The 15,048-nt window shown below is 73.5% G+C and carries 11 protein-coding genes; 8 read left to right on the plus strand and 3 right to left on the minus strand.

Annotated elements, in window-relative coordinates; genetic code table 11:
- Nucleotides 1–65: 65 nt before the first annotated feature.
- Together groL and O7618_RS30040 are read left to right on the plus strand one after the other, a co-directional pair.
- Complete coding sequence (groL, locus tag O7618_RS30035; RefSeq protein WP_278109496.1) at nucleotides 66–1,712, plus strand: chaperonin GroEL; 1,647 nt, start codon at nucleotides 66–68, stop codon at nucleotides 1,710–1,712.
- Nucleotides 1,713–1,836: 124 nt separating this feature from the next.
- Entirely contained in the window at nucleotides 1,837–3,534 is a 1,698-nt protein-coding gene (locus O7618_RS30040) for a sulfite oxidase (protein WP_278109497.1), read from the plus strand.
- A gap of 586 nt (nucleotides 3,535–4,120) precedes the next feature.
- Here the strand turns inward: O7618_RS30040 and O7618_RS30045 are convergent.
- Nucleotides 4,121–4,504, minus strand: a complete 384-nt coding sequence (locus O7618_RS30045) for a WhiB family transcriptional regulator (RefSeq protein WP_278109498.1) — start codon at nucleotides 4,502–4,504, stop codon at nucleotides 4,121–4,123.
- Nucleotides 4,505–4,756: 252 nt separating this feature from the next.
- Between O7618_RS30045 and O7618_RS30050 the strand changes: the two genes are divergently transcribed.
- On the plus strand, nucleotides 4,757–5,572 hold the full coding sequence (locus O7618_RS30050; RefSeq protein WP_278109499.1) for a response regulator transcription factor: 816 nt from the start codon (nucleotides 4,757–4,759) through the stop codon (nucleotides 5,570–5,572).
- 12 nt (nucleotides 5,573–5,584) lie between these two features.
- On the opposite strand, the gene O7618_RS30055 is transcribed toward O7618_RS30050, so the two are convergent.
- Nucleotides 5,585–5,989 carry a DUF5319 domain-containing protein gene (locus O7618_RS30055; RefSeq protein WP_278109500.1) on the minus strand — a complete coding sequence of 135 codons (405 nt, stop codon included), beginning with the start codon at nucleotides 5,987–5,989 and terminating at the stop codon, nucleotides 5,585–5,587.
- Nucleotides 5,990–6,186: 197 nt separating this feature from the next.
- Here O7618_RS30055 and guaB point away from each other — a divergent pair, with 197 nt between their 5' ends.
- The 4 genes from guaB to O7618_RS30075 all read left to right on the plus strand — a co-directional run bounded on the left by guaB (nucleotide 6,187) and on the right by O7618_RS30075 (nucleotide 12,023).
- Nucleotides 6,187–7,749, plus strand: a complete 1,563-nt coding sequence (gene guaB / locus O7618_RS30060; protein WP_278109501.1) for an IMP dehydrogenase — start codon at nucleotides 6,187–6,189, stop codon at nucleotides 7,747–7,749.
- A gap of 36 nt (nucleotides 7,750–7,785) precedes the next feature.
- On the plus strand, nucleotides 7,786–8,904 hold the full coding sequence (locus tag O7618_RS30065) for a GuaB3 family IMP dehydrogenase-related protein (protein WP_278109502.1): 1,119 nt from the start codon (nucleotides 7,786–7,788) through the stop codon (nucleotides 8,902–8,904).
- Nucleotides 8,905–8,999: 95 nt separating this feature from the next.
- On the plus strand, nucleotides 9,000–10,403 hold the full coding sequence (locus O7618_RS30070) for a M1 family metallopeptidase (protein ID WP_278109503.1): 1,404 nt from the start codon (nucleotides 9,000–9,002) through the stop codon (nucleotides 10,401–10,403).
- A 159-nt stretch (nucleotides 10,404–10,562) separates the two neighbouring features.
- A complete protein-coding gene (locus tag O7618_RS30075; protein WP_278109504.1) occupies nucleotides 10,563–12,023 on the plus strand; it encodes a M1 family metallopeptidase in 1,461 nt (486 codons plus the stop codon).
- Between the two features lie 53 nt (nucleotides 12,024–12,076).
- Here the strand turns inward: O7618_RS30075 and O7618_RS30080 are convergent, their stop codons facing one another.
- On the minus strand, nucleotides 12,077–13,177 hold the full coding sequence (locus O7618_RS30080) for an LCP family protein (RefSeq protein WP_278109505.1): 1,101 nt from the start codon (nucleotides 13,175–13,177) through the stop codon (nucleotides 12,077–12,079).
- A gap of 133 nt (nucleotides 13,178–13,310) precedes the next feature.
- Between O7618_RS30080 and O7618_RS30085 the strand changes: the two genes are divergently transcribed.
- A complete protein-coding gene (locus O7618_RS30085; RefSeq protein ID WP_278109506.1) occupies nucleotides 13,311–14,993 on the plus strand; it encodes a GMC family oxidoreductase in 1,683 nt (560 codons plus the stop codon).
- The last annotated feature ends 55 nt before the right edge of the window (nucleotides 14,994–15,048 follow it).

The raw sequence follows: 15,048 nt of genomic DNA on the forward strand, positions 1-15,048 counted from the left end.
CGATCAGTGTCGTTGCCCCGGTCCGGCTCGCCGGGCCGGGGCAACGTCGCTTCGAAGGGATACTGATGGCAAAGATCCTGAGCTTCTCGGATGACGCCCGGCACCTGCTCGAGCACGGTGTCAACGCCCTCGCGGACGCGGTCAAGGTCACCCTCGGCCCGCGCGGGCGCAACGTCGTCCTGGACAAGAAGTTCGGTGTGCCCACGATCACCAACGACGGCGTGACCATCGCCAAGGAGATCGAGCTCACCAACCCCTACGAGAACCTCGGCGCGCAGCTGGTCAAGGAGGTGGCGACCAAGACCAACGACGTCGCCGGCGACGGGACCACCACCGCGACCGTGCTGGCCCAGGCCATGGTCCGCGAGGGCCTGCGCAACGTGGCCGCGGGCACCAACCCGACCGGCCTGAAGCGGGGCATCGACGCGGCCGCCGCCAAGGTTTCCGAGGCGCTGCTCGGCAAGGCCGTCGAGGTCGCCAGCAAGGAGTCGATCGCGCACGTGGCGACCGTCTCCGCGCAGGACGCCACGATCGGTGAGCTGATCGCCGAGGCGATGGAGCGGGTCGGCCGCGACGGCGTGATCACCGTCGAGGAGGGCTCCGCGCTCACCACCGAGCTGGAGGTGACCGAGGGTCTGCAGTTCGACAAGGGCTTCATCTCGCCGAACTTCGTCACCGACGTGGAGTCGCAGGAGTCGGTCCTGGAGGACCCGTACATCCTGATCACCACGCAGAAGATCTCGGCGATCGAGGAGCTGCTGCCGCTGCTGGAGAAGGTCCTCCAGAACAACAAGCCGCTGCTCATCATCGCCGAGGACGTCGAGGGTCAGGCCCTTTCCACGCTGGTGGTCAACGCCATCCGCAAGACCGTCAAGGTCTGCGCGGTGAAGGCCCCCGGCTTCGGCGACCGCCGCAAGGCGATGCTGCAGGACATGGCGGTGCTGACCGGCGCCGAGCTGGTCGCCCCGGAGCTGGGCTACAAGCTCGACCAGGTCGGCCTGGAGGTGCTCGGCACCGCCCGTCGCGTCGTGGTCGACAAGGAGAACACCACTGTCGTCGACGGTGGCGGCCAGTCCGCCGAGGTCGCCGACCGGGTCGCCCAGATCCGCAAGGAGATCGAGGCCTCGGACTCCGAGTGGGACCGGGAGAAGCTCTCCGAGCGGCTGGCGAAGCTCTCCGGTGGCATCGCGGTGATCAAGGTCGGCGCGGCCACCGAGGTCGAGATGAAGGAGCGCAAGCACCGCATCGAGGACGCCATCGCCGCGACCAAGGCCGCGGTCGAGGAGGGTACGGTCCCGGGCGGCGGCGCCGCGCTGGCCCAGATCCTCCCGGTGCTCGACGACGACCTGGGCTTCACCGGCGAGGAGAAGGTCGGTGTCTCGATCGTGCGCAAGGCGCTCGTCGAGCCGCTGCGCTGGATCGCCCAGAACGCCGGCCACGACGGTTACGTGGTGGTGCAGAAGGTCGTCGGCCAGGAGTGGGGCACCGGCCTCGACGCCGCCACCGGCGAGTACGTCGACCTGGCCAAGGCCGGCATCCTCGACCCGGTGAAGGTGACCCGCAACGCGGTCTCCAACGCCGCCTCGATCGCCGGCTTGCTGCTCACCACCGAGAGCCTCGTGGTGGAGAAGCCGGCCGAGCCGGAGCCGGCCGCCGCCGGTGGCCACGGCCACTCGCACGGCCACGGTCACCAGCACGGCCCGGGCTTCTGACCCGAGGAGCACGGCCCGACGTCAGGGCACACCGCCACCCGGCGGTGTGCCCTGACACGTATCCGCCTTACGGAACGCTGACGAGATTGGCGGTCGGGCCGACCGGTCGACCACACTGGGCCGGGTGAGCCCGATCTCCCGCCGCCACGCGGCACTTTCCGGTGTCGTCGCCGCCGCGGTGGCGCTCGGCGTCGCCGAACCGGTGGCCGTCCTGACCGGCCCCCGGTCCGCCCCCCTGATCGCCGTCGGCGGCCTCGTGGTCGACCTGGTACCCGAGGCGCTCAAGCAGTTCGCCATCGACGTCTTCGGCACGTACGACAAGATCGCCCTGCTGGTCGGTACGGCGCTGCTGCTGGCCGGCTTCGCGGCGCTGCTCGGCCTGGCGGCGGCCCGACGCCTGGCGTTCGGCCTGGCCGGCATCGCCGCGTTCGCCGCGCTCGGCGTGACCGCCGCGCTGACCCGGCCCGGCGCGGACGCGTTCGACGCGCTGCCCTCGCTGGTCGGTGCCGGCCTCGGTGGGCTGACCCTCTGGGCCTTCGTGGCCGGCCCGCTGCGCGCGGACCGCGCCCCGGCCGGCTCCGCGACGTCCTCGGGTGTCACTGCTGCGACGGCGACGCGACCGGGGCCCGCACCGCACCCGGGCGACCCGGAGCCGGTGTCGCCTCCCGGACCGACGCCGCCGCCGATGGTCGCCGCGCTCGCCCGCGAGGAGGAGAAGCCGGGTGGTTGGGAGCCGTCGGAGAGCGGAGGTGACCAGGAGTCGCGCCGCCGGTTCCTGCGCGGTGCCGGCCTGCTGACCGGCGCGGCGGCGGTGGCCGGCCTCGGCGGGCACTGGCTGGCCGGCCGGCGCGGCGTCTCGGCGGCCCGGAAGGCGGTGACGTTGCCCGCGCCCGCCGGTCCCGCCCCGCAGGTGCCGACCGGGGCGGACCTGTCGCTGCCCCGGCTCGCCCCGTACGTCACCCCGAACCGGGAGTTCTACCGGATCGACACCGCGCTGGTGGTCCCGCAGGTGGACCCGGTCACCTGGAAGCTGCGCATCCACGGCCGGGTCCGCAACCCGATCGAGCTGAGCTTCGACGATCTGCTGGCCCGGCCGATGGTCGAGCGTTACGTGACGCTCGCGTGCGTCTCCAACGAGGTCGGCGGCGACCTGATCGGCAACGCCCGCTGGCTCGGCGTACCGCTCAAGGGCCTGCTCGACGAGGCCGGGCCGGAGGAGGGCGCGGACCAGGTGGTCGGGCGGGCGGCCGACGGCTGGACCTGCGGCGCCCCCACGTCGGCGTTGCGCGACGGGCGGGACGCGCTGCTCGCAGTCGGGATGAACGGCGAGCCGCTGCCGGTGGAGCACGGTTTCCCGGTGCGGATGGTGGTGCCCGGCCTCTACGGGTACGTCTCGGCGTGCAAGTGGCTGACCGAGCTGGAGCTGACCAGTTTCGCCGACTTCGACGCGTACTGGGTGCCGCGCGGCTGGTCCGCCGAGGGCCCGATCAAGACGCAGTCGCGGATCGACACGCCCCGCGCCCGTAGCCGCCCGGCCGCCGGCCCGGTGACGGTCGCCGGCGTGGCGTGGGCGCAGCACCGTGGCGTCCGCCACGTCGAGGTACGCGTCGACGGCGGTCCGTGGCGGGAGGCGACGCTCGCCCCGGCGGTGTCGTCGGACACCTGGGTCCAGTGGTCGTGGCGCTGGGACGCCACCCCGGGCGAGCACCGCCTCCAGGTGCGCGCCACCGACGCCGCCGGCGAGACGCAGCCGGAGCAGCGCAGCCCGGTCGCCCCGGACGGCGCGACCGGCTGGCACACCGTCACGGTGACCGTGGCCTGACCGCCGCCCGACCAGGTCGAGGCGCCCGAGCCGAAGAGTCGGGCGGAGGGTGCGCGGAGGGCGCGTGCCGACACCGGCCTCCAGGGCCACACCGGCCGGCGGTGTGGCCCGGTGGTCGGCGCGCTGGCGGGCCGGGGGACGTGCGGTCGGTGCCGCCCTTCGGAGCGCCTTTCGAGCTGATGTCAGAAGCGACTCAGGCGCCGTCCCGACCGTCGAGGCTTGGCAGCGGGCTCCGGCGCCCGGACTCGGGACCGGAAGCGGCGAGCGCCCCGGCCGTGGCTCATCTCCGGGCCGTTCCGAGGGTTCGCCCGATCCTGGGGCTTGAGTTGTTGGTGACGTCAGCTCGACAGGCTGCCCTGATTGTTCGCCGGGTCCTGGCTTGAGTTGTTGGTGCCGTCAGCTCGACAGGCGGCTCCGAGGGTTCGTCCGGTCCCGGCTCGAGTCGTTCGGGACGTCAGCGCGACAAGCCGGTCGCGGGGAATCCGGCCCATGCCCGGCGGCGACGGTGTCGGGTGGCGGGACCAGGGCACGGACGTGACACGACGCTGTGCCCCGGGTCGGGGCACAGCGTCGGGAAGCGAGCGGGTCAGGCGACCTTGCGCTGGTCGGGGACGGCGGTCTTGTGCGCGCGGCCGAGGCGTGCCTCCAGCCGGGCGATGTCCACCCGGGACTGCCGGCGGTCGGCCGCGTCCTCCCAGCCGAGGGCGAGCAGCCGCAGTCGCTCGGACTCGCTGAACCCGCCCCAGACGCCGTACGGCTCGCGGACGGCGAGGGCGTGGGCGGCGCACTCGGCGCGCACCGGGCAGGTGCCGCAGACCGTCTTGGCGCCGGTCTCGCGACGCAGTCGGGACGAGCCGCGCTCGCCGTCCGGGTGGAAGAACTGGGCGCTGTCGCGGCCCCGGCACGCTCCGAGCCGCTGCCAGTCCCAGAGGTCGACGATGGGTCCAGGCAGCCTACGTACGTTCGACATGAGCACCCCTCCTCCCGCGCGGCACCGCGGAGAATGTTCGTGGCCAGCTACCGGGCGGCGGTCCGCGCGGGATGCCGGTTCCGGATGAACGGTTCGGTACCCGAGCCGTCCCCGGCTCACACATCTGTGATCGAAAAGCTCGGACAGTCGGGGGCATATGCCCTATCTGTCGGAAAAGTTCGGATGATTGCTCGGAACCCCCTCCCGACCCCACCCGCACGTGGTCTGCTCTGAGGCGGAGAGGAGACCACAGTGCGTAGCGTTCTTGTATGCGTACGGACACCATTGGCGGCCCAGCATCTGACCTCCGCAGCGGCGCGGCTCGGGCTGTCCGGCGTCGTCCGGACGGCCGTCTCCGATCCCGAGGTGATGTTGCGGCTGGCCGAGCGCCCGGTCGACGTGGTGCTGGCCGACACCGCCCTGACCCGGCCGGACAGCGCCGGCTTCGTGCGGCGGGTGCTCGCCCGCGCGCCGCAGGCCGCGGTGCTGCTGCTCGGTGTCGAGGAGTCGGAGTCGGCGGCGGCCACCATCAGCGCGGGTGCGCGCGGGCTGATCCAGAACGCCGACCACGACCTGACCAGCGCGGTGGCCAAGGCGCTGCTGCTGCTCTCCGCACCGGGTCGGGCCAACCGGCACCGGGTGGCCGACACCGCCCGGGACGCGGCGGCGGTCGGCGGGCCGACCCGGGCCACCGCGCCGGGGCGTACCCCGGGCGGGCCGGGCTGGCCGGCGGCGGCGCCGGTGGATGCCGCGGGCCTGCCCACGATGGTGCCGGTGCAGCGGGGCGAGGACGCCAACGACCCGGCGGCGGAGGGGTCGGATGCGCCCCAGCCGAGCCCCGGCCAGCGCCCGGCGCGGACGCCGCGCAGCGCGATCGGGCTCACCGAGCGTGAGCTTCAGGTGCTGCTCGGTATGGCGGAGGGCAAGAGCAACGCGGAGATCGGGCGGGAGCTGTTCGTCTCCGAGGACACCGTCAAGACACACGCCCGGCGGCTGTTCCGCAAGCTCGGCGCGCGCGACCGGGCGCACGCGGTGGCCGCCGGTTTCCGGGCCGGCCTGGTCGCCTGAGCGCCGGTCGGGTCACTCCTGAGCGGCGTCGTCCGTGCCCTCGGTGAGCGTGTCGTGCACGCCGTCGGCGTAGCCGCGGGCGTAGTCCCAGCTCACGTAGTGGTCAGGGTCGGGGTCGAAGGCCGGCTCGTGCACCCGGGGACGCCCCGAGTTGAGCAGGTGGCGCAGGTTGCCCCGGAGCAGGTCCCAGTCGAAGTAGTGCGGCTCGCGGCAGTCCTCGCACTCGATCACCAGGCCCCGCACCCCGATCGGCTGGAGCAGGGCCTGGTAGATCTCCAGATCAGCGAGATCCTCCAGGACGTCCTGCCGCTCGACCTCGGTCAGCGGGTCGAGCGTCTCCTCCTCGCCGGAGTCGTGCAGGCCGGCAGCCGGATCGGCCGGGTCGCCGTTGAACGGGTCGATGGGCTCGTCGTGCACCCTCTCACCGTAGACCCCGCGCCGCCGGAAAGCCCGCCCCCGGCCGCGCTGTGGCCCGGCCTACCCCGGGCCCGCCGCTGCCCGGGACCGACCGGGCCAGTGGGTACGATGAGGCGACGCGCCGTCACTCCGGTGCGCGCCGGTGCCCGCGCGCGCCGCCTCGCTGCAGCCCGTTCGACCAGCTCAGGGGAGCAATCGTGGAGAATTCGCCCAGCACCGAAACCCCGACCGGCCTCGACGGCGGCGAGCTGGGCGGCCATCTGCCCGAGCTGCCGGCCGGCTCCGCCCGGGTGGTGCCGCTCGGGCTGACCTTCGACGACGTGCTCCTGCAGCCCGGCGAGTCGGACGTCGTGCCCAGCCGGGTCAACACCCGCACCCGGCTCACCCGCAACATCGAGCTGACCGTGCCGCTGCTCTCCAGTGCCATGGACACCGTCACCGAGGGTCGGATGGCGATCGCCATGGCCCGCCAGGGCGGCATCGGCGTGCTGCACCGCAACCTCTCCGTCGAGGACCAGGCGCTCCAGGTCGACCTGGTGAAGCGCTCCGAGTCCGGCATGATCACCAACCCGGTGACGGCCAGCCCGGACGACACGCTCCGCGACGTGGACGCGCTCTGCGGCCGCTACCGCATCTCCGGCGTCCCGGTGGTCGACGGGCAGGGCCAGTTGGTCGGCATCGTGACCAACCGCGACATGCGCTTCGTCTCCGACCCGGCCACGCCGGTCCGCGACATCATGACCCGCACCCCCCTGATCACCGCTTCGGTCGGGGTGAGCAAGGACGACGCGCTCGACCTGCTGCGCCGGCACAAGGTGGAGAAGCTGCCGATCGTCGACGGGACGGGCGCGCTGCGCGGCCTGATCACGGTCAAGGACTTCACCAAGAGCGAGCAGTACCCGGACGCCACCAAGGACGAGGCCGGCCGGCTCCGGGTCGCCGCCGCGATCGGCGTGGGCGAGGACTCGTACAAGCGGGCGCGCACGCTCGTCGACGCCGGCGTCGACGTGCTGATCGTGGACACCGCGCACGGCCACCAGCGGGCCGTGCTGGAGATGGTGGCCCGGCTCAAGCGGGACGTGACCATCGACATCGTGGGCGGCAACATCGCCACGTACGCGGGCGCGAAGGCGCTGGTCGACGCCGGCGCCGACGGCGTCAAGGTGGGCGTCGGGCCGGGCGCCATCTGCACCACCCGGATCGTGGCCGGGGTGGGCGTGCCGCAGATCACCGCGATCATGGAGGCGGCCCGGGCCGCCCGCCCGGCCGGCGTGCCGGTGATCGGCGACGGCGGCATCCAATACTCCGGCGACATCGCCAAGGCGCTGGTGGCCGGCGCCGACACGGTGATGCTCGGCAGCCTGCTGGCCGGCTGCGAGGAGAGCCCCGGCGAGCTGATCTTCGTCAACGGCAAGCAGTACAAGGCGTACCGGGGGATGGGCTCGCTCGGCGCGATGCAGTCCCGCGGCCAGGTCAAGTCGTACTCCAAGGACCGCTACTTCCAGCAGGACGTCACCAACGACGAGAAGCTGGTCCCCGAGGGCGTCGAGGGTCAGGTGCCCTACCGTGGCCCGCTCGCCCAGGTCGCGCACCAGCTCACCGGCGGACTGCGACTCGCCATGGGCTACGCGGGCGCGGAGAGCATCGCCGAGCTGCACGAGCGTGGGCAGCTCATCCGGATCACCGCGGCCGGGCTCAAGGAGAGCCACCCGCACGACATCCAGATGACCGTCGAGGCGCCCAACTACCACACCCGCTGACCTCTCCCTCCACCCCCGAACACAACTGGAGTCCCCATGCGTGACGTGGTCGAGATCGGGCTGGGCAAGACCGCGCAGCGCGGTTACCACCTGGACGACATCGCCATCGTGCCGAGCCGCCGCACCCGGGACGTCGACGACGTCTCCACCGCGTGGCAGCTCGACGCCTACCCGTTCGGCATCCCCTGCGTCGCGCACCCCTCGGACGCGACCATGAGCCCCGCCTCCGCGGTGCGCCTGGGCGAGCTGGGCGGCCTCGGCGTGCTCAACGTCGAGGGCCTCTGGACCCGCTACGAGAATCCCACCAAGATCCTGGAGGAGCTGGCCGGCCTCGGCGAGGACGCCCGGGCCACCAAGCGCCTCCAGGAGGTCTACGCCGAGCCGATCCGCCCCGACCTGATCGCCGAGCGGGTCCGCGAGCTGCGGGCCGGCGACGGCACGGTGGCCGTCCGGGTCTCGCCGCAGCACACCCTGGCGCTGGCCCCGGTGATCCTCGACGCGGGCGTGGACATCCTGGTCATCCAGGGCACGCTCGTCTCCGCCGAGCACGTCTCCACCACCGACGAGCCGCTGAACCTCAAGGAGTTCATCGCCGACCTCGACCTGCCGGTCATCGTCGGCGGCTGCACCGACTACAAGACCGCGCTGCACCTGATGCGTACCGGCGCGGCCGGCGTGATCGTGGGCATCGGCGGTGACGACTGGTCGACCACCGAGTCGGTGCTCGGCATCCGGGTGCCGATGGCCACCGCCATCGCCGACGCCGCCGCGGCCCGCCGCGACTACCTCGACGAGACCGGCGGCCGGTACGTGCACCTGATCGCCGACGGCGACATGCAGACCTCCGGCGACATCGCCAAGGCGCTCGGCTGCGGCGCGGACGCGGTGATGCTCGGCGAGCCGCTCTCGCTCTGCGACGAGGCCCCGGCCGGCGGCGCCTGGTGGCACTCCGCGGCCAGCCACCCGTCGCTGCCCCGGGGCGCGTTCGAGGTGGCCGGCGAGCCGATCGGCTCGATGCAGCGGCTGCTGTTCGGCCCCGCCGACGAGCCGGACGGCCAGCTCAACCTGTTCGGCGGCCTGCGCCGCGCGATGGCCAAGTGCGGCTACCGCGACCTCAAGGAGTTCCAGAAGGTCGGCCTGGTCCTGGACCGCTGAACGCCCTCCCGCGTCGAGTCGGGCCACGCCGGTCGCGGCCACCGTTTCGCCGCGACCGGCGTGGTCGACACCGTCGCGCGGCCTAGGGTCGATGGATGGCGTGGAGACGGGTCTGGACGGCGGGCGTGCTGGCGGTGGCGCTCGCGGCCGGCGGATGCACGGGCGAGGGCGGCGAGGGTGCGGGCGGCTTCCGGGCGGGGGCGGCGGACGCCGGTGACCCGTACGTGCCGGGGGCCGGCAACGGCGGCTACGACGTCGCGCACTACGCGTTGGACGTCCGCTACGAGCCGGCGGACGACCGGCTCACCGGCACCGCCACGCTAACCGTCACCGCCACCCGGGCGCTGTCGCGGTTCCAGCTCGACCTGGCCGGTCTCACCGTGGACCGGGTCCGGGTCGACGGCGAGCCGGCGACGCACCGGCACGACGGCGCGGAACTCGTCGTCACCCCGGCGCGCGGGCTGCCGGCCGGGAAACGGTTCACCGTCGAGGTGGCGTACGGCGGGGTGCCCCGCCCGCTGCCCGTCGCCGAGCTGGGCGACGGCGGGTTCCACCACACGCCGGACGGGGCGATCGCGCTCGGCCAGCCGGAGTCGGCGAGCACCTGGTACCCGGTCAACGACCACCCGTCGGACAAGGCCACCTACGACGTGGCGGTCACCGTGCCGGACGGGCTCGCCGCGATCTCCAACGGCGTGCCCCAGGGGAGGACCAGCGCCGGCGGCCGGACCACCTGGCGCTGGTCGGAACGCTCGCCGATGGCCAGCTACCTGACCACGCTGGTGATCGGCGACTACCGGGTCACCAGCGGCACGCACGCCGGCAAGCCACTCGTCACCGCCGTCGCCGCGGCGCTGCCCGCGGACGGTCCGGCCGCCGCGTCGGTGGCCCGCACCGGCGAGGTCGCCGACTTCCTGGCCGCGCGCTTCGGGCCGTACCCGTTCGACGCGTACGGGGGCGTCGCGGTCGCCGACGACCGGATCCGGTACGCGCTGGAGACCCAGACCCGCCCGGTCTACGGGCCCGGCTTCTTCCGGGGCGGCCGGCCGAACACCGAGGTGGTCGCGCACGAGCTGGCCCACCAGTGGTTCGGCGACAGCGTGTCGGTGGCCCGGTGGAGCGACATCTGGCTCAACGAGGGCTTCGCCACGTACGCCGAATGGCTCTGGGCCGAACACGACGGCGGGCGGAGCGTGGCGCGGACCGTCGCCGACCGCTACGCCGCCACCGACTGGTCGAAGCCGTCGGTGGACCCGGGTCGGGCCGGGATGTTCGGCGACGCGGTCTACCAGCGGGGCGCCCTCGCGGTGCACGCGCTGCGCCGGGCGCTCGGCGACGAGGCGTTCTACCGCGTCCTGCGCGGGTGGTTGGCCGAGCGCCGCGACGGCAACGCCACGACCGCGGACTTCGTCGGCTACGCGGAGCGGGCCGCCGGCCGGCCGCTGCGCGCGCTGCTCGACGCCTGGCTGATCGGCGCGACGCCGCCGGGTCTGCCGTGACGCCGCTGTGCCCGGACCCGGCGGTCGCCGTGACACCGGGCCGGGCGGCCGGCGGTCGGGCCGGCCGTGACGCGGACGTGATCGACAGTCGGTAGGCTGCCGCGGGCGGAACGGCCCGCGGGCAGGGCCGCCGTTCGGGCCCCGGGAGGGATCGAGGCGATGGCGCGGCGCGGCGGACGACGACGGCTCGGGCTGCTGGCCTGCGGGACGCTGCTGCTGGCCGGCTGCGGATCGGCCGAGCCGGACCGGAGCGCGGCGGCGCCCAGCGAACCCGGACCGACGGCGAGCCGCAGCTTCGCGCCCGGCGCGGCCGGTGCCGGCGACAGCTACTTCCCGAGCTACGGCAACGGCGGCTACGACGTCGCGAACTACACGATCAAGGTGCGCTACGACCCGGCCACCGACAAGCTGACCGGCACCACCACGGTGCGGGCCACCGCGACCACCGACCTGTCCGCGTTCAACCTGGACCTGGCCGGGCTGACGGTCCGCGCGGTCACCGTGGACGGCGTCGCGGCCCGGCACGCCCGCGCCGACGACGAGCTGGTCGTCACGCCGGCCACCGGCCTCACCTCGGGCAACGGCTTCGTCACCGAGATCCGGTACGACGGCAGGCCGGCGGCCCTGAGCACCGAGGCGCTGGGCGCGGGCGGTTGGCTGCACACCGCCGACGGGGCGATCGCGCTCGGCCAGCCGGAGTCGGCGAGCACCTGGTTCCCGGTCAACGACCACCCGTCGGACAAGGCCACCTACGACATCGAGGTCACCGTGCCGAAGGGACTCACCGCGGTCTCCAACGGCGTGCCGAAGGGAAAGTCGACGGCCGGCGACTGGACCACCTGGCGCTGGGCGGAGGGCTCGCCGATGGCCAGCTACCTGAGCATGGTGGCGATCGGGAAGTTCCGGGTCACCACCGCCGAGCACAAGGGACGGCCGGTCTTCAGCGCGGTCGCCGCGCAGCTACCCGAGGGCGGCGCGCCGGACCGCTCGATCGCCCGCACCGTCGAGGTCGCCGACTACCTGGAGAGCATCTTCGGGCCCTACCCGTTCGACGCGTACGGCGGTGTGGTGGTCGCCGACGACCGGATCCGGTACGCGCTGGAGACGCAGGTCCGGCCGGTCTACGCCGCCAGCTTCTTCCGGCGGGGCGACAACACCGACGTGGTGGCGCACGAGCTGGCCCACCAGTGGTACGGCGACAGCGTCTCGATCCAGCGCTGGCAGGACATCTGGCTCAACGAGGGGCTGGCCACGTACGCGGAGTGGCTGTGGGCCGAGCACAGCGGGTCGTCGACCGTCCAGCGTACGTTCGAGCAGACGTACGCGGCCGCGTCCGGGCTGGTCTGGCGGACGCCGCCGGGCAAGCCGGGGGTGGAGAACCTCTTCGGCAGCTCGGTCTACGACCGGGGCGCGATGACCGTGCACGCGTTGCGGGTGGCGGTGGGCGACACCGCGTTCTTCACCATCCTGAAGACCTGGGCGGCGGAGCGGAAGAACGGCAACGCCACCACCGCCGACTTCGTGGCGCTGGCGGAGCGGGTGTCCGGGAGGAAGCTGGACAAGCTCTTCGACGCCTGGCTGTTCGGCACCGAGCGGCCCGCCCTCCCCAAAGCGAAGTAAGGCGGGGCCCCTTGTTAACGCATTCTGCATAACAGGGGGCCCCTGCTAACACCTCAGGTCTTGACACGCAGGGAAGGGTGGGCGGCCAGGTAGGCGTCGACCTTGCCACCGCGCAACGCGGCGAGGAAGTCGCGGCCCGCCTGCTGGAGTTGCTCGCCGCGGTAGGACCCGCCGCTGCCCACCCCGGTGCCGGGCAGCCCGACCAGGGTGATCCGGTCCGCCGGCATACCGCCCAGGGCGTACGCGAAGTCGATCAGCTTTCGGCCGCCGCCGACGTACACCAGGGTCTTGCCGAGCGCGGCGACCACCTGCTCGACCCGCTGCGGGTCGCGGGGCGTGCCCTGGCCGAGGAGCTTGCCGGCCAGCGCGCGGATGAGCTGCTGCTGGTGCCGCTGCCGGGTGTAGTCGCCGCCGGCGGTGTAGCGCTGCCGGGCGTAGTCGAGCGCCTGCCAGCCGACCAGGTGCCGGTCGCCCTTCTGGTAGACCATCTGCGGCCCGGTGTAGCCGCCGCCGCCCAGCGGTCGCATCTTTCCGTCCGGCCGGCGGTGCCGGGAGGAAACCTTCTGGTCGACGTAGAGGTCGACGCCGCCGAGCGTGTCCACCAGCTTGTCGAAGCCGCCGAAGGTGATCACCGCGCCGGCGTCGATGCGCAGCCCGGTGTAGCGGGAGACGGTGGCGCGCAGCAGCTCGTACCCCTGGGCGGTGCTGGGGTGGGCCTTGTCGCCCGGCACCCGGCTGCCGTAGCTCATCGCGTGGGTGAGCTTCGTCTTCCCGCCCGGGTAGTGGGCCTTGGGGAAGGCCGGGATGTCGACCACCAGGTCGCGGGGGAGCGAGAACAGGTACGCGCGGTCCAGCCCGGCGGGCACGTGCAGCACCAGCACGGCGTCGGCGTGCGGCTCCCAGCCGGGGATGCTGACCCGGGTGTCGACGCCGACGAGCATCAGGTTGAGCGGGCCGGTCAGGTCGGCGCCGGGCGGCGGGGTGGGGCTGGCGCTGGTCGGCGCCGGGGTGGGCGAGCCGGGTGACGAGGTGGCCGGCGCGGCGGCCCGGGTCGGCGCGTGGTTGCCGACCAGCCGGGTGGTCACCACCGTGCCGCCGGCGAACAGCAGTGCCGCCATGAGGGCGGCCAGGCCGAGCAGGCGTCGTCTCGTCACGCGTTCTTTCCTCTCCCCGTGGTGCTCGACGCGTCCGGGCACCCCGAAGGTTGCACCGGTGGCCGGAGCGCTCTGCATGATCTGCGAAAAACCCGTGCTGGCGCCATAGCTACTCGTCGGTAATGATGCGTTCATGCGCTATGACGTGGTCGTCATCGGTTCGGGCTTCGGCGGCAGCGTCACCGCGCTCCGGCTGGCCGAGAAGGGCTACTCGGTGGGCGTCCTGGAGGCCGGCCGACGCTTCGCCGACGAGGAGTTCCCGAAGACGTCCTGGCAGGCGCGGCGCTTCCTCTGGGCGCCGAAGCTCGGCTGCTTCGGGCTGCAACGGATCACCCTGCTCCGCTCCGCCGACCGGAAGGCCGGCGGCGGGGTGATGGTGCTCTCCGGCGCCGGGGTCGGCGGCGGGTCGCTGGTCTACGCCAACACGCTCTACGAGCCGCTCGACGCGTTCTACGCCGACCCGCAGTGGCGGGACATCACCGACTGGCGCGACGAGTTGGCCCGCCACTACGACCAGGCGAAGCGGATGCTCGGCGTCACCACGTACCCGATCGACACCGGCGCGGACCGGGCCATGCGGGCGGTGGCCGAGCGGATGGGGGTGGCCCACACGTTCCACCCGACGCCGGTCGGCGTGCACATCGGACGGCCGGGCCAGCGCGTGGCGGACCCGTACTTCGGCGGCGTCGGGCCCGACCGCACCGGGTGCAGCCACTGCGGCTCGTGCATGACCGGCTGCCGGCACGGCGCGAAGAACACGCTGGTGAAGAACTACCTCTGGCTGGCCGAGCGGCTCGGCGCGCAGGTGCACCCGCTGACCACGGTGACCGCCGTGCGGCCGGAGGAGGCCGGCGGCTACGCGGTGCACACCGGGCGCACCGGCGCGTGGCTGCGCAAGCGCCGCGCGGTGATCCACGCCGACCAGGTGGTCTTCGCGGCCGGCGCGCTGGGCACCCAGCGGCTGCTGCACGAGATGAAGGCGACCGGCGCGCTGCCGGCGCTCTCACCCCGGCTGGGCGAGCTGACCCGGACCAACTCGGAGGCGATCCTCGGTGCCTCGGTGGGATCCGGGGCGGCCCGGCGGCGCGGCCTGGACTTCTCCGCGGGGGTGGCGATCACCAGCTCGTTCCACCCCGACCCGCAGACCCACATCGAGCCGGTCCGCTACGGCAAGGGCTCCAACGCGATGGGCCTGCTCCAGTCGCTGCTCGTCGACGGCGGGCCGCACCGCGTCCGGCGGTGGCTGGGCAGCATCGTCCGGCAACCGGGGCTGGCCGCCCGGATGCTGTCCGTGCGCGGCTGGTCCGAGCGCACCGTCATCGCGCTCGTCATGCAGTCGGTCGACAACTCGCTCACCACCCGCTGGCGGGGCCGCCGGCTGGTCTCCGGCCCCGGCCACGGTGCGCCCAACCCGACCTGGATCCCGGCCGGCAACGAGGCGGTCCGGATGCTCGCCGAGGAGATCGACGGCACCCCGGGCGGCGCGGTGACCGAGCCGTTCAACATCCCGATGACGGCGCACATCCTCGGCGGGGCGGTGATCGGCGCCACCCCGGCCGACGGCGTGGTCGACCCCTGGCACCGGGTGTACGGCCATCCGGGGCTGCACGTGGTGGACGGCGCGGCGGTCTCGGCGAACCTGGGCGTCAACCCGTCGCTGACGATCACCGCGCAGGCCGAGCGGGCGATGTCGTTCTGGCCCAACAAGGGCGACGCGGACCCGCGCCCGACGCCCGGCTCCGCGTACACCCGGGTCGCCCCCGTCCCCCCGCGCACGCCGGCGGTGCCGGCGCACGCTCCCGCCGCGCTGAGGTGAAAGGCGGGGCCCCTGTTAACGCCTCCGGTAGAGGCGGGGCCCCTTCTTAACACCT

The sequence above is a fragment of the Micromonospora sp. WMMD980 genome, from assembly GCF_029626035.1.
In the GTDB taxonomy this organism is placed as follows: Bacteria; Actinomycetota; Actinomycetes; order Mycobacteriales; family Micromonosporaceae; genus Micromonospora.

Excerpts from the sequence above, each read along its gene's own strand:
- groL (WP_278109496.1), top strand. The coding sequence starts at position 66 with ATGGCAAAGATCCTGAGCTTCTCGGATGACGCCCGGCACCTGCTCGAG.
- O7618_RS30045 (WP_278109498.1), bottom strand. The coding sequence starts at position 4,504 with ATGTCGAACGTACGTAGGCTGCCTGGACCCATCGTCGACCTCTGGGAC.
- O7618_RS30065 (WP_278109502.1), top strand. The coding sequence starts at position 7,786 with ATGCGTGACGTGGTCGAGATCGGGCTGGGCAAGACCGCGCAGCGCGGT.
- O7618_RS30070 (WP_278109503.1), top strand. The coding sequence starts at position 9,000 with ATGGCGTGGAGACGGGTCTGGACGGCGGGCGTGCTGGCGGTGGCGCTC.
- O7618_RS30075 (WP_278109504.1), top strand. The coding sequence starts at position 10,563 with ATGGCGCGGCGCGGCGGACGACGACGGCTCGGGCTGCTGGCCTGCGGG.
- O7618_RS30085 (WP_278109506.1), top strand. The coding sequence starts at position 13,311 with ATGCGCTATGACGTGGTCGTCATCGGTTCGGGCTTCGGCGGCAGCGTC.